Origin of the sequence: Benzoatithermus flavus (genome assembly GCF_037908215.1) — a bacterium.
Lineage (GTDB): Bacteria > Pseudomonadota > Alphaproteobacteria > Geminicoccales > Geminicoccaceae > Benzoatithermus > Benzoatithermus flavus.
In genome coordinates, this window is record NZ_JBBLZC010000009.1 from 69,302 (window position 1) to 87,099 (window position 17,798).

The following is a 17,798-nucleotide window of genomic DNA, read 5'->3' on the forward strand; positions in this document are numbered from 1 at the left end:
GGCACCGCCGATCGACCAGCGTCAGGCGGCCGCCGACGAGACCGGCCGGTCGGACTGGCCGGGACGCCAGCCTCGCGGCGCCGGCGGCAGGGGCTCGTCCGTCTCCCAGGGCAGGCCGTGCTCGCTGCGCCAGTGGAGCCAGGCGGCGAGGTGGAGCCGTGCCATGGTGCCGGCATGCTCGAGCAATGCTCGCCGCTCCGGCTTGCTCAGTGCCGCCGCCCCCAGATAGACCGCCTTGCGCTCGATCGGGCGCAGCGCATCGGACGGTGTTGCCGACTGGCCGCCGATCGCCTGCAGCATCGCGATGTGGAGCGCGTTGAAGCCGGGATGGAGCACGACCTCGGCGAACCGGTCCGCGGGCACGGGCTCGGGATGGGCCAGGAGCTCCTCGAGCCGGCGCATCACGGGCGGCGGCTCCGTCTCCTCGACGATCCGCAAGAGTCCGAGCGCCCGCAGCCGCTCGCCCCACCGTTCCGAGCTGCTCCAGAGTGCGAGTGGAATGGCGAGGACGAGGCCCGCCAGCACCGGGATCAGCCAGTAGAACAGCGTCGGCGTGAGAACGAAGGTCGCGATCGCGGCAGCGCTCCCCAGCACGGTCACCCAGCCGAACCGCCGCACGGTCTCGGCGACGAGGCCGCCGCTCATCTGCCGCCGCTGCGGCTGCCACTCGATCGCCGAGCCCAGGAGGATGTTGAGTACGAAGCCGGTGTGGAACAGCATCATGATGGGGGCGAGCAGCGCCGAGAGCAGCGTCTCGAGGAGAGCACTCAGCGTCAGGCGCAGGCTCCCACCCAGAGCGCGCCGTCGCGGGCCGTCGATCAGTGCCAGGAAAAGGCCGAACAGCTTCGGCAGGAACAGGAGGCCCAAGGTCACGACGAGCAGCAGCGTCGCCTCGGAGGAGACCGAGACCGGCAGGGTCGGGAACGGCCAGCCCTCGACGAAGTAGACCGGCCGGCCGTAGGTCAGCTCCCAGGCCTGCGCCGCCGAGAGCAGGAGGAACAGGAGCCAAAGCGGCGAGGTCAGGTACGACATGATGCCGATGCCGAGATGCAGCCGGCTCACCCAGTGCAGGTTGCGCACGAACAGCACCTTGATGTGCTGCATGTTGCCCTGGCACCAGCGCCGGTCGCGGGTGGCGAAGTCGGCGAGCGAGGGCGGCGGCTCCTCGTAAGAGTCGCCGAGGTCGTCGGCGATCCAGACCTGCCAACCGCCACGGCGCAGGAGCGCCGCTTCCACGAAATCGTGGCTCAGGATCTCGCCGCCCAGGGGGGCGCGGCCCGGCAGCAACGGCAGGCCGCACAGCTCGGCGAAGGGGACGATGCGGATGATCGCGTTGTGTCCCCAGTAGTTCCCCTCGCCGAGCGCCCAGTAGCTGATGCCCGAGGCCGAAAGCGGCCCATAGAGCTCGCCTGCGAACTGCAGCATGCGGGCGAACACGGTCCGGCCGCGCACGAGCTTGGGCGGCGCCTGGATCAGGCCGACGGCGGGATTGGCGTCCATGCGCTCGATCAGGCCCATGATCGCCCGGCCCGACATCAGGCTGTCGGCGTCGAGCACCACCATGTAGCCGTAGGCGCCGCCCCAGCGGGTGACGAAGTCCTCGATGTTGCCGGTCTTGCGCTTCACGTTGCGCAAGCGTCGCCGGTAGAAGATCCGCTCGCCACCCGGCACTTCCTGGCGCAGGCGCTGCCAGCTGTCGAGCTCGGCGAGCCAGATGTCGGGATCGGTCGTGTCGCTGAGCACGAACAGGTCGACGCGCCCGCTGCCGGGCTGCGCCTGCAGATCCTCCCACATCGCCTGCACGCCGGCGAACACGCGCTCGGTATCCTCGTTGTAGATGGGCGCTATCACCGCGACTCGCGGCAGCGGACCAGCCGGCGCGGATCCGGGTGGCGCAGGGGGCGTCGTCCGCAGGAGACGGGCGAGGAGCACGGCGGCACCGGCGGCGAGCGTCCAGAAGGACTGGGCCAGCCAGAGCAGGAGGACGGTGAAGATCGCCGTGTGCGTGATGTCGAGATAGCTGAGGCCGTCCGTGCCCAGGATCTCGACGAAGGTGGCGACACCCCAGACGGTGGTGGCGAGAATCAAGAAGCCGAACGCGGCCCGCCGGTTGCGGGCGCTCCGGGTCAGAGGGGCCAGCGCCTGATCGCCGCCGCCCGCCATGCGGCGGACCCGCTGGGGTGCCCGGGCCGGCAGGAGGCGACGTATCCGCGAGGTGGCGAGGCGCCAGTCCATGACCGAGCGGAAGGCGCGCCGCCGGATGCTGAGCGGCTGGTCGCGCGGTGCCAGCGCTGCGGCCTCGCCCTCGGCCCCGTCCTCGCGTGCCGTCTGCTGAATGAGGAGCAGGCGCGCAGCGCGCAAGGCCGCGAGCACGGCTTCCTCCTCCGCCGCCGCAGGCTTGTCGGCGGCGCAGCGCGCGACGATCTCGCGCGCCAGATCCCGCGCCGTATCGTGCTCGAGGCCGGCCGCTTCGAGATAGGCGCGCACACGGGCCGTCGCCGTCGGCCAGGGCGGGCCGAGAGCATCGTCCGACACGGCGGGATTGGCTGAGGAGGCTGCGCTCATCTCTCGTTCTCACCGGCCGGGAAGGCCGCTCAACTGTGATCCAGGCGATAGAGCCAAGTCTCCGATATGGGCTTGCCCGCCTGCGAAAGAAAGCAGCGCAGCTCGACCGCCCCCTCGCCCAGATCGACGTCGAAGCTCACCTGCCAGCCGCCGGTCACGTCGTTGCGGCGGACGATCGGGGGAGAGCACTTGCCATTGTGGCATTCGACCACGGCCTCGGGCAAGGCGTCCGTCGGGAAGTCGGGACCTGGTGGGCCGAACTCGACCACCACGCGGCGCAATCTCGGCGGACGCTCCCCGCCGGGCTCGCCGCCCTGGCCGATCCGGGTGGCGAGCACGACCACGAGTCCGGTCTCGATCGGCGACTGCAGCGACCAGAGCAGGCTGTAGGCGACGCGCAGCTCGCGGCCGGCGTTGACCGGCTCCTCGGGCGTCCAGAACGCCACGATGTTGTCGTGGGTCTCGTCCAGGATCGGGATCTCGATCAGCCGGATCGAACCTTTGCCCCAGGCCCCTTTGGGCTCGACCCAGAGATTGGGCCGCTGCTCGAAGCGGGCGTCGAGATCGCCGTAGTCGCCGAAGGCGCGCTCGCGCTGCAAAAGGCCGAAGCCACGCGGATTTTCGTCGCCGAACACGCTGATGCGGAGCTGGTCGGGATTGACGAGCGGCCGCCACAAGGCCTCGCCGTTGGCACGCCAGATCGCGAGCCCGTCGGAATCGTGTACCTGCAGCCGGCTGTCGTCGATGCCGGCCCGGTCGTTGGGCCCGAAGAAGAACATGCTGGTCAAAGGGGCGAGGCCAACCTGGCTCACATCGGCCCGAAAGAACAGGCTGGCGTCGACCGCCACCATGGTGCCGTCCCTCGGCGTCACGTCGAAGCGATAGGCACCCGCCACGCTCGGGCTGTCGAGGAGCGCGCAGATCTGCAAAGGATCGCGCGGATCGTTCGGGCGGAAGATCCAGAACTTCGTGAAGGCCGGGAACTCCTCGGGCTTGCCCAGGCCCGTCTCGAGTGCGAGGCCGCGCGCGGAGATGCCAAAACGCGTGTTACGCCCGACCGCACGGAAGTAGCTCGCCCCCAGGAAGGTCAGAAGCTCGCGCGGCTCGCTGCCCTGATCGAAGACGTAATGGATGCGAAAGCCGGCGAACCCGGCGTCCTTGGGCAGCGTCTCCTGCATCTTGACGGTGCCGAAGTCGAACAGGCCGGGATCGTAGAGCACCTCCCGCGCGTTGCCCTCCTCGACCAGATGGATCCGGACCGGCGAGCGGTGGACGGAACCCAGGTGGAAGAGCTGCAGCGAGTAGAGGCTGTTGCCGAGCGGCACCGCACGATCGGGCCGGTAGCGGATCGCGCGCCACTGCTGCGGCGGCAGGTCGGTCAGCCACGACGGGACCGTCGGCCGGCGCTGGTAGGGCTGCTGGGCCAGCTCCTTGGCCTGCACGATCAGCCGCTCGAACGAGAACGGCTCCGGCGGCCCCAGCTCCACCGGGACCTGCGCGGAGGTCACCGACGGCACCAGGAGACCGGCCGCCGGAACGAGGAGCCCAGCACTCAGGGCCTGACGCCGTGACCAATGCGCCCGCATGTCTCCAACCTTGTGAGATCCCGACCCAATCGCAGCTCGACGCCGCACCCACGCGCGACGGCGAGCCCCGTCCCGGCGCCGACATGACATCCTAAGGGCGCTCCCCGCAACCCCGTTCCCGCCCACACGCTCCGCGCGGGCGAAACTAACGCGATCACCGAGCGTAAGCGAAGGCTTTTTCAGGACTTCTCCCGCGTGGTGAGCCATCCTGGCACGGTGCACCAGTTCCGCCCCGGCCTCAAGGCGCATTCGCGCGGCCGCCACGCGGAGCCGTCGGGAAAAGAGGGGTGCCGCGCGGCCGGACAGCCGGGCAGAAACGAGGTGTTTGGAGCGGCCGGCGGAACGACGGCAGCAGCGTCAACGCTTTTTGGCTTGGACATCGTAATAAAGGAGAATTCCGAATTCGTTCGTGCAATTCCGATGCGTCGTGCGCATGCTTCCGCCTGAAAGCCGGAGGCGGGTCGACCGGGAATGTTATCCTAAGACATGCACGACGACAAGCGAATGGAGGTGCGGTTCCGGCATCCTCGTGGGCCAAAGGACGGAGCCTCTGCTTTCAGGGGGAGGGTTCCGGACCTACCAAGCTCACGGCTTCGTAGAGGTCGGCCAAGCGCAGCTCGATGCCGGGCGGGTCGAGCTGCAAGACGGCGTCGCGGCCGCACAGCTCCTGATAATGCCAGCCGTTCGCGATACGGCGATAATGCTCGACCCGTACGTGGTCCTGGGCGATCAGCACATAGTGCTGCAAGGATGGCAGGCTCTGGTATTCCTGCCACTTCTCGCCGCGGTCCCTGGCCTCGGTCTCGGGCGAGAGGATCTCGAACAGGGCAACGGGCCTGGAGACGAAATAGGGATCGATCTCGGGCTCGCAGGTGATGCTGGCATCGGGCAGCCGCCCGCGACGACCACTCGCGGCCGTCCTGACGAGAAGGTCGGGACCGTTCACGCGGCAGGGCCCACCGCGTAGCTGCGGGCCGATGGCCAGGATGAGATTGACCTGGATGTCGTTGTGAGCGCGGCTCGCCCCGGCCATGGGGACGATGCGCCCGTCGACGAACTCGAAGCGACCTTCCCGGCCGTGCAGCCAGTCGCGAAATTCGTGGATATCCCGGATCTCGGGATAGATCGGCTGTGGCTGCGCCAAGGCTCGCCCCTCCTTCGCCTACGAGCCTATCGGGGGCGTGGTCGGGCGACAAGAGCATCGGGGACGCTCGACATATGGGCGAACGCTAACGGCGCTTTTACAGCTCTCGCATATCTCTCGCGTTGTTGCCGTGATCCGAACGAAGATCACGGCGAAAGGCGTTTTCCGGGAGGAGCCGCTGACCCTGCCCCCTGTAGCCGATGAGAACGTCTCGCTCGACCTGCCGGGCAAGCGCACCTTCGAGATCCTCGAACGGCTGGACCAGATCCGGAACGATCGGACGGTCATGGGCCACATGCTGCAGCGGCACGATGCGGCGCACGGGTTCCTGCGGGACTTGGACCGGAACTACGAGAAGGTCCGCTTGAAGATCCAGCAGATCGAGAAGCGGCTGGAGAAGGCTGGGTTGTGAGGTGAGCACCTCGTACTTGGCATAGAGGGGCGCGTGGTTTGCCAAATTCGCCCCACCCCTTTTCCTCAATGCATAATAACCGGGAGCTTCTCTGCCCTGTTCTCCGTGATACGACCAGGCCGCTGACACTCCTGTCATGGTTACCAAGCAGATGAATAGCAATAATAAGTTCCTGAAATTTCAGCCATTTTTGCCGCTGTTTGCTGTACTGGCTGTACTGGTTTATGGCGGCTCGTCATCGCTGACCAATTTAGATATTCCATTCATCATCGCCGTTCCTACCGGAGCTGCCATCGGGCTCGGCGTAGTTCTTGGAATGCTTTATGCGTTCGTGATTCCGGTCATGCTGGTGGTCGGGATCGTGACTTGCCTCTCCGGGCAATCGGGTGAGCGGCGAAAGCGTTTCAAGCGCTTCGCGTCGTATCCGATCACCATTGCGTCGATGGCGGCCATTCTGATGGTCGCCGTTGGCTGGGTAGGCCAGCTTGGCGTGTTGTGGTGGCTCCTGATCTGGGCGGTGCTGGCGTTTGGCATGCGTCTGCAGGAGAAACGGAAGCCGCTGTTCATCAACACGCCTGATGCTGACCCCACGCCGGAGGGTCTGCCCCTTGAGAGGTTCCTATCTCGCTTCGTGAGTCGCATCTGGTCCCTGATGCCAAAGCCTGGGCAGGAGGCAAGGGAACAGGCGGCGAAGGAGGCTGCAGAGAAGGCCAGCCTGCTTGCACGGCTCGAGGAGCAGGAGGTGCAGATCGCTTGGCTGATGGATGAGCGAGCCAAGCTGAACGAGCGGGTTACAGAGCTGCAAGTAGCTCTGGCGCGAGAAACGGTACGCTCCCGTAGCGCATCGAAGAGACGGCAGCGTCCGGTCGATGCGGCATACAAGACGGTCGGGCTCGACCCGCATTGCCCCGACTTCCTCGTCGGGGCGGCTCAGGCCAGCTTCAGGCGCAACCATCATCCTGATCGGTTTGTCGGCAATCTGGAGGAGCAGGCCCGAGCCGAGCGGCTGTTCAAAGATGCGGAGCAGGCGTTCGGCATCATCAGGAGGGAAAGGGGGCTTTAAGCCCCCTCTCGGTTTCGAGGACTATACGAAATCACGCTTCTTCGTAGCGTTTGGGGGCTACGTGGCCGTGCTCGCCTGGGCACAGCTGGAGGCCAAGCGGGTAGGCTGAGCCTTGCTCTATGATGGGGAGGTCCGGCGAGCGTAGGGTGGACAGGTTGACTTCATATGGTGCCACCGAAACCGGCGAAAGCTGCCACTGCTGTCAATATCGCTCAGACCTCGGCGTAAATCTCATCGAGCGGGAGGGAGGTGTCAAAAGACTCCAATGGGACAGCGCCGCTGCCGATCGCGCTGCGGACCTCCCAGACCTCGCCATGGCGCGTGTGGGCCTCGACGCGGCGGGCGTCCTGCCAGATCAAGAGGATGATCTCGACCGAAGGGAGCGAGCGGTAGAAGTCGAGCTTCGCCGTGCGGTCCTCCTTCTCGGTGGACGAGGAAAGGACCTCGGCAACCAGGCGCGGCTCGTCGAAGGTCCGCTCACCTGAGCCGACGCACGATACGAGAACATCGGGGATGCGGTACTCGTCGTCGTCGTCGCTCCGGGCAACGCCTCCACCGGCGTAGGCGCGGCAAGGTGGCCGAAGTCGCGCATCGAGCGCTCGGACGAGATTCATCGTGATCACGACGTGCCGCCGAAGCGGCGGGTTCATCGCGACAGGCGCGCCGTGAACCAGCTCGTAGCGGGTATCCGTGCCGTCGTCCCACGCGAAGAACTCGGCCACGGTCATGCCGCGCGGCGCCGGCTGCTCCATGCTGGACCTCCGGTAAAGCCCGGAAGGAAGCTAGCAGCCGGCCGATCGTCCGTCACGCCAGGCTCTTGCTCGCGATCTCGTAAGAATCGCGCGACAGGCCCGGGGTCGCCACCACGCGCTCGAGTTCGGCGCGCATCAGGGACTGGCGGTGCTCGTCGAAGCGACGCCAGCGGCCCAGGGCCGAGAGCAGGCGGGCGGCGACCTGCGGGTTGCGGCGGTCGAGCTCGAGGACCTTGTCGGTGAGGAGACGGTAGCCGGCACCGTCGCGGCGGTGGAAGCCGACGAGGTTCATCATGGCGAAGGAGCCGAGGAGTGCCCGCACCCGGTTGGGGTTGGACCAGGTGAAGGCGGGATGCGCCATGAGGTGCTCGACGCGCTCCGGCGCCGCCTCGTCCTCGATCATGGCCTGGAGCGAGAACCATTTGTTGACGACGAGCGGCTCCTTCTCCCACTTCTCGTAGAAGCTCGCCAGCGCCGCTTCGCTCTCCGGCATGCCGGTCTCGGTGATGAGGCGCAGCGCCGACAGGCAGTCGGTCATGTTGTCGGCGCGGGCATACTGCGTGCGCACGAGCGCCTGCCCCTCCTCGTCCCGGGCGTAGGCGAGATAGGCGAGTGCCAGGTTCTTGAGGGAGCGCCTGGCGATCGCGGCGGTGTCGATCGAGAACGGGCCCTCGTCGGTGTTGGCACGGTAGGCGGCGAGCCAGGCGCCGTGCAAGCTGCGGCCGAGCTCGCGGCGGGCGAGGTCGAGGGCGAAGCGGATGCCCTCGACGTCGATCACCTGCATCTGCTGGCCGAGATAGGAGCTGCTCGGCAGCGACAGCATCCGGGCGGCGAAGGCCGGGTCCTCGCCGGCACGGTCGAGGCTCTTCGCGAAGGCGTCGATCAGGCGGCGGTCCAGAGTCGAGGGTGCGCGGCCGGCGGCGTGATCACCGACCAGGGCAAGGAGCACGTTGCTCGCGAGGCGCTGGCCCGCGTCCCAGCGCACGAAATCGTCGGTGTCGTGGGCCATGAGGTGCGCCAGCTCGTCGTCGCTGTAGCCGGCGTCGAGCTTGACCGGGGCCGAGAAGCCGCGAAGGAGCGACGGCACGGGCTCGCCGCCCTCGAGGCCGATGAAAGTGAAGCGCTGTGCGGGCTCCGTGAGCTCGAGCACGCGCTCCGTTCCTTTCGGCTCGTTCTCGCCCTCGAGCTGGAGCCGACGGGGCGTCCCGTCGCGGCCGATCAGGCCCATGCGGATCGGGATGTGGAAGGGCAGCTTCTCCTCCTGCCCCGGCGTGGGCGGGGTGCGCTGGGCGATCTCCAGCGTCAGCGCCTGCCGGTCGGGGTCGAAGCGGCGCCGGACCTCGAGCTCGGGCGTGCCGGCCTGGCTGTACCAGCGCATGAACTGCCCGAGGTCGCGGCCGGAAGCGTCGGCCATGGCCTGCACGAAGTCCTCGCAGGTGACGGCCTGCCCGTCGTGGCGCTGGAAATAGAGGTCGATGCCCTTGCGGTAGGTCTCCTCGCCGAGCAGCGTGTGCAGCATGCGGATCACCTCCGCACCCTTCTGGTACACGGTCGCGGTGTAGAAATTGTTGATCTCGATGTAGCGGTCGGGGCGGATCGGATGCGCCAGCGGGCCCGCGTCCTCGGCGAACTGCACGTCGCGGATGAACACGACGTCGCCGATGCGCTTCACACCGGGCGAGTGCATGTCGGCCGAGAACTGCTGGTCGCGGAAGACGGTGAGGCCTTCCTTGAGGGTGAGCTGGAACCAGTCGCGGCAGGTGACGCGATCGCCGGTCCAGTTGTGGAAATATTCGTGGGCGATGACCCGCTCCACGTTCATGAAGTCGAAGTCGGTCGAGGTGTCGGCGCGGGCGAGCGTGGCCGAGGTGTTGAAGATGTTGAGGCCCTTGTTCTCCATGGCGCCGAAGTTGAAGTCGTTGACCGCGACGATCTGGAACAGATCCAGGTCGTACTCGAGCCCGTAGCGGTCCTCGTCCCACTTCATGGCCTTCTTGAGCGAGGCCAAAGCATGGTGGCACTGGCCGATGTTGGCGGCCTCGGAGTAGAGCCGGAGCTGGACCTTGCGGCCGGAGCGGGTGGTGAACTCGTCCTCGAGGCAGGCGAGGTCGCCCGCGACCAGGGCGAAGAGATAGGAGGGCTTCGGGAACGGGTCCTCCCACAAGGCCCAGTGGCGCCCGCCGGGAAGGTCACCGCGGTCGATCGGGTTGCCGTTCGAGAGCAGGACGGGGCAGGCGCTGCGGTCGGCCTCGATGCGCACCCGGTAGCGCGCCATGACGTCCGGGCGGTCCTGGAAGTAGGTGATGCGGCGGAAGCCCTCGGGCTCGCACTGGGTGCAGAACACGCCGTTGCTGATGTAGAGCCCCATGAGCGCGGTGTTGGCTGCAGGATCGATCCGGCTTCTGACCTCGAGCGTGAACTCGTCCGGCGGGTCGAGGAGCACGATCCGGTCGCTCTCCTTGCGCCAGCGCTCCGGCGGCAGAGGCGCTCCGTTCAGGGTCAGGGCGAGGAGGTCCTGGTTCTCCCCGAAGAGGACGAGCTCCCGCCCCTCGCCTTTCGGGTTGCGGCGGAAGGTCTGGCGCGAGGTGACGAGGGTGGCCTCGGGCTCGAGGACGAAGTCGAGCTCGATCTCGGGGGTCAGGAAGGCCGGCGGCCGGTAGTCCTTCAGATAGACGGGCTCGCGGGTCGGGGCCTGGCTCATCGGCAGCGTCCTCGGAAAGATCGAAAGGGATGCGGGCCTTATCGCGCGCGGCCCGGCGCTTGGCAACGCGAGGTGCACGGGGTGCCGTGGCCCTTGAAGACCGGGAGCGCAGCGACTAGCGTCCGGCGCCGCTGGCAAGAAGGCGAGGAGACGAATGGCCAGGACGGCGTTCATCGGGCTCGGCGTCATGGGCTTTCCCATGGCCGGGCATCTCAAGGCGAAGGGCCACGAGGTCACGGTCTACAACCGCACGCCGCAGAAGGCGGCGGCCTGGGCCGAGCGCTTCGGCGGCAGGACGGCGCCGACCCCGCGCGAGGCGGTGCAAGGGGCCGAGCTCGTCTTCGCCTGTGTCGGCAACGACGACGATCTGCGCTCGGTCGTCTACGGCGAGGCGGGCATCCTGGCCGGGCTCGCGGAAGACGCGATCCTCGTCGACCATACCACCGCCTCGGCCGACGTGGCGCGCGAACTGGCCAGGGCCTGCGGCGAGCGCGGACGGCACTTCATCGATGCGCCGGTTTCGGGCGGTCAGGCCGGGGCGGAGAACGGTGTGCTCACCATCATGTGCGGTGGCGAGGAAGCGGCATTCGCGCGGGCCGAGCCCGTGATGCGCGCTTACGGCCGGGCGGTGACGCTGATGGGGCCGGCAGGCTCGGGCCAGCTCACCAAGATGGTGAACCAGATCTGCATCGGCGGCCTCGTCCAGGCCCTGGCCGAGGCGGTCAACTTCGCGCAGAAGGCCGGGCTCGATACCGACAAGGTGCTGGCCACGATCTCCAAGGGGGCCGCGCAGTCCTGGCAGATGGAGAACCGCTGGAAGACGATGGCCGAGGGGAAGTTCGACTTCGGCTTCGCCGTGGACTGGATGAGAAAGGATCTCGCGATCGTGCTGGACGAAGCGCGCCGCAACGGGGCGGCACTGCCGGTGACGGCGCTGGTCGATCAGTTCTACCGGCAGGTGCAGCAGAAGGGTGGCGGGCGCTTCGACACCTCGAGCCTGATCGTCAACCTGCGCGAGCCCTGACCCCCTTCGGCAAGGCTGCCACACCGTATGGCCATTCGAAGAAGCTCCGTAGCGGAAACGGCTGCGCGTTCCCATATTGCAGGGCGAAACGGATGCCAACTTCAGGGTCCGTGAAGCGTTTCAGGATGGCGCGCCGCTGAAGCGGGCGCCGGACGGATGAGGCGAAAGGCCATGGAGCCGAAACGGGCTAAGTTCACGATCGGTCAGGTGGTCAGGCATCGGATGTTCCCGTTCCGTGGCGTGATCTTCGATGTCGACCCCGAGTTCAGCAATACCGAAGAGTGGTACGAATCCATTCCGAAGGAGGTGCGTCCGGCCAAGGATCAGCCTTTCTATCATCTCCTGGCCGAGAACGCGGAAAGCTACTACGTCGCCTACGTGTCCGAGCAGAACCTCCTGCCCGACACGAGCGGCGAGCCGGTCGGGCACCCGCAGATCCCGCAGCTCTTCGGTGAGCTGAAAGGCGGGCGCTACGAGCCGCGCTCGACCTACGCCAACTGACGGCCGGCCGCCGCCCGGATCGCGGTAGGCGCGGGCGGTGGCCGCCGTACCTTCCCGTCCCGGCGCGACGGGCGTAAGATCGTGCCCATCCTGCCTGCACGCGAGTAGAGACATGAGGTTCTTCATCGACACGGCCGACGTGGCCGAGATCGCCGATCTTGCCGCCTCGGGCCTGGTCGACGGTGTCACCACCAACCCATCCCTGGTCGCCAAGACCGGCCGCAACTTCCTCGAGGTCGTGCGCGAGATCTGCGAGCTCGTGCCGGGCCCGGTGAGCGCGGAGGTGACCGCGGTCCACTACGAGGGGATGCTCGCCGAGGGCCGGAAGCTCGCGAAGCTCGCCCCCAACGTGTGCGTGAAGCTGCCGCTCACCTGGGACGGGCTCAAGGCCTGCAAGGCCCTCTCGAGCGAGGGGACTCAGGTCAACGTCACCTTGTGCTTCTCGGCCGGCCAGGCGCTGCTCGCTGCCAAGGCCGGGGCTACCTTCGTCTCGCCTTTCGTCGGGCGGCTCGACGATATCGGCCACGAGGGGATGCAGCTCATCTCGGACATCGTCGAGATCTTCCGCAACTATCCCGACACGATCCGCACCGAGGTGCTGGTCGCTTCCGTCCGCACGCCCAACCACGTGATCGAGGCGGCGCGCCTCGGTGCCCACGTCGCCACCCTGCCGCCCAAGGTGCTGCGCGATCTCGTGCAGCACCCGCTCACGGACAAGGGATTGGCGGCGTTCCTCAAGGACTGGGAGAAAACCGGCCAGCGCATTCTCTAGGAGGAGAACCGTGACGAGGTTCCGTCCTGCCCGTTCCGTCGCCGTTCTGGCCCTCGTGGCGACGAGCGCCGTAGGCAGCGCCGCACGGGCAGCGGAGCCTTTGGACGCGCTTCTCGACCGGCTCGCTCCCAGAAAGACGCCGCAAGGCTCGGTCGAGGTGACGAGCTGGATCGAGCGCGGTGACGGCGGCTCGGAGCTCGTGGTCCAGCTCGTGCCCAAGGGACAGGTCAAGCTCGTGGCCGATCCGGGGGTCACGGTGACGCCGCTGCCGCGCGAAGGCATCGCCTGGTCGGCCGATGCGCCGGTGAGCGAGGTCGATCCGAACCGGGATTATTTCGCGACGCCGCCCACGCTCCGCGTCCCGTTCTCGGGCGGGGACGGCAAACCGGTCGAGGCGGCGGTCGAGTACGCCTACTGCCTCGTCGACTATCAGTGCCTGTTCGGCGAGACCAGGGTCAGCGCGCCGACGCAGCCATAGGGGTGATCGCCTCCCGCGATGGAGAAGCCCCGAGCGGCGTCCCGCAGCTTTCGCGGAGAAAGGCTCGCGTCGAGAGCAGGGTCCGGGCGGCACCGCCCGCCGGAGACCTGCCCCGTGCTCACCGCACCGGCCGACGCGATCGGATGCTGCATCGGAACGAGGGAATCGTGCGGGCGTGCTGCTCGCGAAGACGTGCGGAGCGGTGGCTGCCTTGACCAAGGCCGCGTATCCAGTAGGTTAGCGACGCCTGCGAACGTGAATTCTCAGGTCCTGGGCAGCACGACGAGAGGACGATGATGGGCGACCGGACGCGGCGGACCTTCCTTCTTTCGGCTTCCGCCCTTGCGGGCGCCGTGGCCTGTCCCACCCTCGCCCGCGCCGGGGAGAAGCAGCAGCTCATCGTCGACAAGGCGCGCATCGTCGTGGAGTCGTTCCTCAACGACCCGCAGTTCGCGAAGATGCGGGTCTATGTCCAGAACGCCTATGGCGTGCTCGTGATCCCGGACCTCCTCAAGGGCGGCTTCTTCATCGGCGTCGAGCACGGCACGGGCGTTCTCCTCGGACGCGATCCGCAGTCCGGCGCCTGGAGCCAGCCCGCCTTCTTCGAGATCTGGGGCGGCAGCTTCGGTCTGCAGTTCGGCGGCCAGAGCTCGGATGCGATCTTCACCATCATGAACCAGGGTGCGATCCAGAAGCTGCTCTCCGCCCGCTTCCAGCTCGGGGCGGACGCCAGCGTGGCGGTCGGCGAGCTCGGGGCGGGCGTGGGTGCGGGCACCACCGTCCAGTTCGGCGAAGACGTCTATGCCTTCGCCCGCAACATGGGCGTCTATGGCGGACTGGCGCTCGATGGCACCTATGCCAAGCCCAGGAACGACCTGAACCAGGCCTATTACGGCCAGCCGCTCACGGCGGAGCAGATCGTGCGCCAGCGCATTGCCCCGGCGGTTCCGGGCACCGAAGGCCTGCGCCAGGCGCTCTCGCAGTTCTGATCCGGTCCACGGCCTCTCAGCCCGCGCCGGCCGTGCGCCGGCGGCGCAGCATGCCCACAAGCCCGCCTCCGGCTCGCGGCACGCGTTTCGGCTCGGCGACGGCGTAGTCCATCACCGTGCGCCGCACGCGCTCGAGCTCGCTGGGCCGACCGCCGAGCACGCGGCTGTACATCTCGATGAACATCTCGACCGTGTCGGCAGCGCCCCAAGGGCGGGAGCCGCGCATGTGCGCGGCCATCACCGCCAAGCCGAGATTGTCGATGAACTGGCGGCCGACGGCTTCCGGCGCCCCGGCCTGGTCGAACAGGCGGATGATCATGCGCAGCGCCCGGCCGGTTTCGTAGGCCGCGCGCGGCTCCACGAGCCCCGGCAGCCGGGTCAGCGTCAGAAGAAGCGTCTCGTTCACACCGCCCGTGAACGCCGCCTCGATCTCGGCAAGGCTGCTGAACGCGACCGTGGGGGCGAAAGCGACCCCTCGGATGCCACGCCGGAAAGCCTCTTGTGCGTCGATCGCGTCCACGGAATTCGATGCTGCCAGACAAGGATGATCGGTTCGGGCCACCACCGCCAGCATAGCGGCGCTCGCCGGTCAAGGACCTCGCCAGGGCGAGCGGCGCCGGCGGAAACCCGCCGCCGTGCGCGACAAGGTCGCACCGAGGCGACCCCGTCGTCACGAAAGCAGGAGGGATATGGATCGCCCGACGATTGTGGTAAAGTCGCACGGTCGCGACGGGGAAGCAACACGAGTCCCGCCTTTTCTTCTTGGAAATCACGATGAGCGAGCGTCCTGCCTCAGCCGCCGACGTCGCAGCCGAGACCATCCTCTTCCTTCTGATTCCCGACTTCTCGATGATCGCCTTCACGAGCGCCATCGAGCCGTTGCGGATCGCCAACCGGCTCTCCGGCAAGCAGCTCTATACCTGGCGGCTCGTCTCGCGCGACGGCAAGCCGGTGGCGGCGAGCAACGGTATCGCGATCCAGGTGGATGCCGCGATCGGCGAATGCGAGCCCGGCAGCAGCGGTTCCATGCCGGTGATCGTCCTGTGCGGCGGCCTCGGCTCCGAGCACTACCAGGACAAGGAGGTGTTCGCTTGGCTGCGCCGCTGGGACCGGCGGGGTGCGCAGGTGGGAGCCTTGTGCACCGGCGCCCACGTTCTGGCCCGGGCCGGCCTCCTCGACGGGCACCGCTGCACGATCCACTGGGAGAACCTGCCGGGCTTCATGGAGGCCTTCCCGGACATCCAGGTCACGTCGGATCTCTACGAGATCGACCGCAACCGGTTCACCTGCTCGGGCGGTACGGCGGCGCTCGATCTCATGCTGAACCGGATAGCGCTGGCGCACGGCGACGAGCTCGCGACCAAGGTCTCCGAGCAGTGCATCGTCGACCGGATCAGAGGCCCGCACGACCGGCAGCGCATGCCGCTCCGGGTGAGGCTCGGCGTGCACCACCCGAAGCTGATCCAGGCGGTCGAGATCATGGAGGCCAATATCGAGGAGCCGTTGAGCCAGGAATCGCTCGCCCGCTACATCGGCCTGTCGCGACGCCAGCTCGAGCGGCTGTTCCGGCGCCATCTCGGCCGCACGCCCGCGCAGTACTATCTCGAGACCCGGCTCGAGCGCGCGCGGCATCTCCTCTACCAGACCGACATGCCGATCATGAGCGTGGCCTGCGCCACGGGCTTCGTCTCGGCCTCGCACTTCACGACCTGCTACCGGCAGATGTTCGGCAAGACCCCGCGCGCGGAGCGGGTCAGGGCGGCGTGAGCTCCTCCAAGGGCCAGCGTGCGCGCGCCGGCACGGCCTGGTCGTTCACGGATGCCAGCCGCAGCCGCTCGATCCCGGCCCAGGCGACCATGACCGCGTTGTCGGTGCAAAGGGCGAGTGGCGGGGCCACGAGACGAAAGCCGAGACCCGCCGCGGCCGCCTCGAGGCGCTGGCGGAGATAGCGGTTGGCGGCGACCCCGCCGGCCAGCACCAGCGTGCGGCCATCCGGATGATCGGCACGGAACGACCGCATGGCGCGCGCCGCCCGATCCACGAGCACGTCGCCGACGGCGGCCTGGAAGCTGGCGCAGAGATCGCGCATCGTGGCCTCTCTGCCGGCCTCCCGGCCCAGCGCCAGGATCTGGTGGCGTACGGCGGTCTTGAGGCCGGAGAAGGAGAAATCGCAGCCCTTCGTGCCGATGAGCGGCCGCGGCAGCGGGAAGCGCTCCGGATCGCCTTCCGCCGCCAGCGCCTCGACCGCGGGGCCGCCCGGATAGCCCAGGCCCAGCATCTTCGCGACCTTGTCGAAGGCTTCGCCGAGCGCGTCGTCGATCGTCGTGCCGAGCTGACGGTAGCGTCCGACACCTTCGACCGCGACGAGCTGGCAGTGCCCGCCCGAGACCAGAAGCAGGAGATAGGGGAAGTCCAGCTCGGGTGCGACAAAGCGCGCGGTGAGCGCATGCGCCTCCAGATGGTTGACCGCAACCAGCGGCAGGTCGTTGACCAGCGCGATGGTCTTCGCCGTGAGCAGGCCCACCATGACGCCGCCGATGAGCCCGGGCCCGGCGGTGGCGGCCACACCGGCGAGGTCCGCGAAGCCGATCCCGACCGCCGCCATCGCCTCGGCGACGAGGAGGTCGAGCTTCTCGACGTGCGCCCTTGCTGCTATCTCCGGCACCACGCCGCCATAGGGCGCATGCTCGGCGAGCTGGGAGAAGAGAGGAGCCGAGAGGACCTGCCGGTCGGCGCGCACGAGCGCTGCCGCCGTCTCGTCACAGCTCGTCTCGATCCCGAGCACGATCGCGCTGTCCTGCACCGCTCCGCTCCATGCCAGCTTCGACCGACGAGCCCGATGTCTAACCCGAAACGCGAGAACCGGCCATGACGCTCCGTCTGCCCCTGCGCCTCGGCACGCGCGGCTCGCCCTTGGCGCTTGCCCAGGCGCGGATGGTCAAGGCCGCGCTCGCCGCCGTCGAGCCCATGCTCGCCGCCGACGACGCCGTCGAGATCGTGGTGATCAAGACCACGGGCGACAAGGTCCTCGACCGGCCCCTGGCCGAGATCGGTGGCAAGGGTCTGTTCACGAAGGAGATCGAAGACGGCCTCGTCGCGGGCAGCCTCGACATCGCCGTCCATTCCATGAAGGACATGCCGACCGTCCTGCCCGCAGGGCTCGTCATCGACGCCGTCCTGCCGCGCGAGGATCCGCGCGACGCTCTGATCGCACGCGGACCGCGGCGCATCGCCGAACTGCCGCACGGGCTCACGGTGGGCACCGCCTCCTTGCGGCGCGCGGCCCAGCTCCGAGCGCTGCGGCCCGATCTCGTGGTGGTGCCGCTGCGCGGCAACGTGCAGACCCGGCTTAAAAAGCTCGATGCCGGCGAGGTGGGGGCGACCTTCCTCGCCATGGCGGGCTTGGTGCGGCTCGGCCTCGCCGAGGTGGTCTCGGTCCCGCTCTCACCCGAGGAGATGCTGCCGGCGGTGGCGCAGGGTGCGATCGGGATCGAGTGTCACGCCGGCAACGCGCCGGTGACGGAGCTGCTCGCCCGGATCAACCACGTCCCGACCATGACCCGGATCACCGCCGAGCGGGCCTTCCTCGCTGCCCTCGACGGCTCGTGCCGCACGCCGATCGCGGCACTCGCCGAGCTCGACGGCGACCGGCTCCGCCTGCGAGGCCTCGTCGCGAGCCCGGACGGGCGGCGGATCGAGCGGATCGAGGCGGAAGGTGCGGCGGCCGATGCGCGAGCGCTCGGTGCCGAGGCCGGCGCGCGCATCCGGGTAAGGCTGGATGCCGATTTCTTCGCCGGCCGAGCCGGCTGAG

16 protein-coding genes are annotated in these 17,798 nt (G+C 68.1%); 9 read left to right on the forward strand and 7 right to left on the reverse strand.

Going from position 1 to position 17,798, the window contains the following annotated elements; all coding sequences use genetic code 11:
* Positions 1-21: 21 nt before the first annotated feature.
* The 3 genes from mdoH to U1T56_RS10835 form a co-directional block, all read right to left on the reverse strand.
* On the reverse strand, positions 22-2,565 hold the full coding sequence (gene mdoH / locus U1T56_RS10825) for a glucans biosynthesis glucosyltransferase MdoH (protein WP_418159485.1): 2,544 nt from the start codon (positions 2,563-2,565) through the stop codon (positions 22-24).
* 29 nt (positions 2,566-2,594) lie between these two features.
* Positions 2,595-4,073, reverse strand: coding sequence for an OpgD/OpgG family glucan biosynthesis protein (locus U1T56_RS10830; RefSeq protein ID WP_418159486.1), 1,479 nt, complete (start codon positions 4,071-4,073; stop codon positions 2,595-2,597).
* Between the two features lie 634 nt (positions 4,074-4,707).
* Positions 4,708-5,295, reverse strand: a complete 588-nt coding sequence (locus tag U1T56_RS10835; protein WP_418159487.1) for a Uma2 family endonuclease — start codon at positions 5,293-5,295, stop codon at positions 4,708-4,710.
* Positions 5,296-5,425: 130 nt separating this feature from the next.
* On the opposite strand from U1T56_RS10835, the gene U1T56_RS10840 reads away from it, so the two are divergent.
* Together U1T56_RS10840 and U1T56_RS10845 are read left to right on the forward strand one after the other, a co-directional pair.
* Positions 5,426-5,707, forward strand: a complete 282-nt coding sequence (locus U1T56_RS10840) for a hypothetical protein (protein ID WP_418159488.1) — start codon at positions 5,426-5,428, stop codon at positions 5,705-5,707.
* Between the two features lie 136 nt (positions 5,708-5,843).
* The gene (locus tag U1T56_RS10845) at positions 5,844-6,770 is read left to right on the forward strand and encodes a hypothetical protein (RefSeq protein WP_418159489.1); all 927 of its coding nucleotides are present in this window, start codon (positions 5,844-5,846) and stop codon (positions 6,768-6,770) included.
* Positions 6,771-6,982: 212 nt separating this feature from the next.
* Here U1T56_RS10845 and U1T56_RS10850 read toward each other — a convergent pair whose 3' ends face one another.
* Entirely contained in the window at positions 6,983-7,522 is a 540-nt protein-coding gene (locus U1T56_RS10850) for a Uma2 family endonuclease (RefSeq protein ID WP_418159490.1), read from the reverse strand.
* A gap of 52 nt (positions 7,523-7,574) precedes the next feature.
* Positions 7,575-10,223 carry an aminopeptidase N gene (gene pepN, locus U1T56_RS10855; RefSeq protein WP_418159491.1) on the reverse strand — a complete coding sequence of 883 codons (2,649 nt, stop codon included), beginning with the start codon at positions 10,221-10,223 and terminating at the stop codon, positions 7,575-7,577.
* A gap of 154 nt (positions 10,224-10,377) precedes the next feature.
* On the opposite strand from pepN, the gene U1T56_RS10860 reads away from it, so the two are divergent.
* From U1T56_RS10860 to U1T56_RS10880, 5 genes are all read left to right on the forward strand, one after another.
* On the forward strand, positions 10,378-11,247 hold the full coding sequence (locus U1T56_RS10860) for an NAD(P)-dependent oxidoreductase (RefSeq protein ID WP_418159492.1): 870 nt from the start codon (positions 10,378-10,380) through the stop codon (positions 11,245-11,247).
* 171 nt (positions 11,248-11,418) lie between these two features.
* Positions 11,419-11,748 carry a heat shock protein HspQ gene (gene hspQ / locus U1T56_RS10865; protein ID WP_418159493.1) on the forward strand — a complete coding sequence of 110 codons (330 nt, stop codon included), beginning with the start codon at positions 11,419-11,421 and terminating at the stop codon, positions 11,746-11,748.
* A gap of 112 nt (positions 11,749-11,860) precedes the next feature.
* The gene (fsa, locus tag U1T56_RS10870; protein ID WP_418159494.1) at positions 11,861-12,520 is read left to right on the forward strand and encodes a fructose-6-phosphate aldolase; all 660 of its coding nucleotides are present in this window, start codon (positions 11,861-11,863) and stop codon (positions 12,518-12,520) included.
* A gap of 10 nt (positions 12,521-12,530) precedes the next feature.
* Complete coding sequence (locus tag U1T56_RS10875) at positions 12,531-12,998, forward strand: hypothetical protein (RefSeq protein ID WP_418159495.1); 468 nt, start codon at positions 12,531-12,533, stop codon at positions 12,996-12,998.
* Between the two features lie 293 nt (positions 12,999-13,291).
* Positions 13,292-13,987: a lipid-binding SYLF domain-containing protein gene (locus U1T56_RS10880; protein ID WP_418159496.1), complete on the forward strand. Its 696-nt coding sequence runs from the start codon at positions 13,292-13,294 to the stop codon at positions 13,985-13,987.
* 16 nt (positions 13,988-14,003) lie between these two features.
* Here U1T56_RS10880 and U1T56_RS10885 read toward each other — a convergent pair whose 3' ends face one another.
* Entirely contained in the window at positions 14,004-14,507 is a 504-nt protein-coding gene (locus tag U1T56_RS10885; protein ID WP_418159497.1) for a hypothetical protein, read from the reverse strand.
* 254 nt (positions 14,508-14,761) lie between these two features.
* Between U1T56_RS10885 and U1T56_RS10890 the strand changes: the two genes are divergently transcribed.
* The gene (locus U1T56_RS10890; RefSeq protein ID WP_418159498.1) at positions 14,762-15,754 is read left to right on the forward strand and encodes a GlxA family transcriptional regulator; all 993 of its coding nucleotides are present in this window, start codon (positions 14,762-14,764) and stop codon (positions 15,752-15,754) included.
* Here the strand turns inward: U1T56_RS10890 and tsaD are convergent.
* Positions 15,741-16,790, reverse strand: coding sequence for a tRNA (adenosine(37)-N6)-threonylcarbamoyltransferase complex transferase subunit TsaD (tsaD, locus tag U1T56_RS10895; protein ID WP_418159499.1), 1,050 nt, complete (start codon positions 16,788-16,790; stop codon positions 15,741-15,743). The two genes, U1T56_RS10890 and tsaD, sit on opposite strands and share 14 nt — an antisense overlap.
* A 65-nt stretch (positions 16,791-16,855) precedes the next feature.
* Between tsaD and hemC the strand changes: the two genes are divergently transcribed.
* Positions 16,856-17,797, forward strand: coding sequence for a hydroxymethylbilane synthase (gene hemC / locus U1T56_RS10900; RefSeq protein WP_418159500.1), 942 nt, complete (start codon positions 16,856-16,858; stop codon positions 17,795-17,797).
* Position 17,798 lies beyond the last annotated feature (1 nt).

Excerpts from the sequence above, each read along its gene's own strand:
- mdoH (WP_418159485.1), bottom strand. The coding sequence starts at position 2,565 with ATGAGCGCAGCCTCCTCAGCCAATCCCGCCGTGTCGGACGATGCTCTC.
- U1T56_RS10845 (WP_418159489.1), top strand. The coding sequence starts at position 5,844 with ATGGTTACCAAGCAGATGAATAGCAATAATAAGTTCCTGAAATTTCAG.
- U1T56_RS10850 (WP_418159490.1), bottom strand. The coding sequence starts at position 7,522 with ATGGAGCAGCCGGCGCCGCGCGGCATGACCGTGGCCGAGTTCTTCGCG.
- pepN (WP_418159491.1), bottom strand. The coding sequence starts at position 10,223 with ATGAGCCAGGCCCCGACCCGCGAGCCCGTCTATCTGAAGGACTACCGG.
- U1T56_RS10860 (WP_418159492.1), top strand. The coding sequence starts at position 10,378 with ATGGCCAGGACGGCGTTCATCGGGCTCGGCGTCATGGGCTTTCCCATG.
- hspQ (WP_418159493.1), top strand. The coding sequence starts at position 11,419 with ATGGAGCCGAAACGGGCTAAGTTCACGATCGGTCAGGTGGTCAGGCAT.
- fsa (WP_418159494.1), top strand. The coding sequence starts at position 11,861 with ATGAGGTTCTTCATCGACACGGCCGACGTGGCCGAGATCGCCGATCTT.
- U1T56_RS10880 (WP_418159496.1), top strand. The coding sequence starts at position 13,292 with ATGATGGGCGACCGGACGCGGCGGACCTTCCTTCTTTCGGCTTCCGCC.
- U1T56_RS10890 (WP_418159498.1), top strand. The coding sequence starts at position 14,762 with ATGAGCGAGCGTCCTGCCTCAGCCGCCGACGTCGCAGCCGAGACCATC.
- hemC (WP_418159500.1), top strand. The coding sequence starts at position 16,856 with ATGACGCTCCGTCTGCCCCTGCGCCTCGGCACGCGCGGCTCGCCCTTG.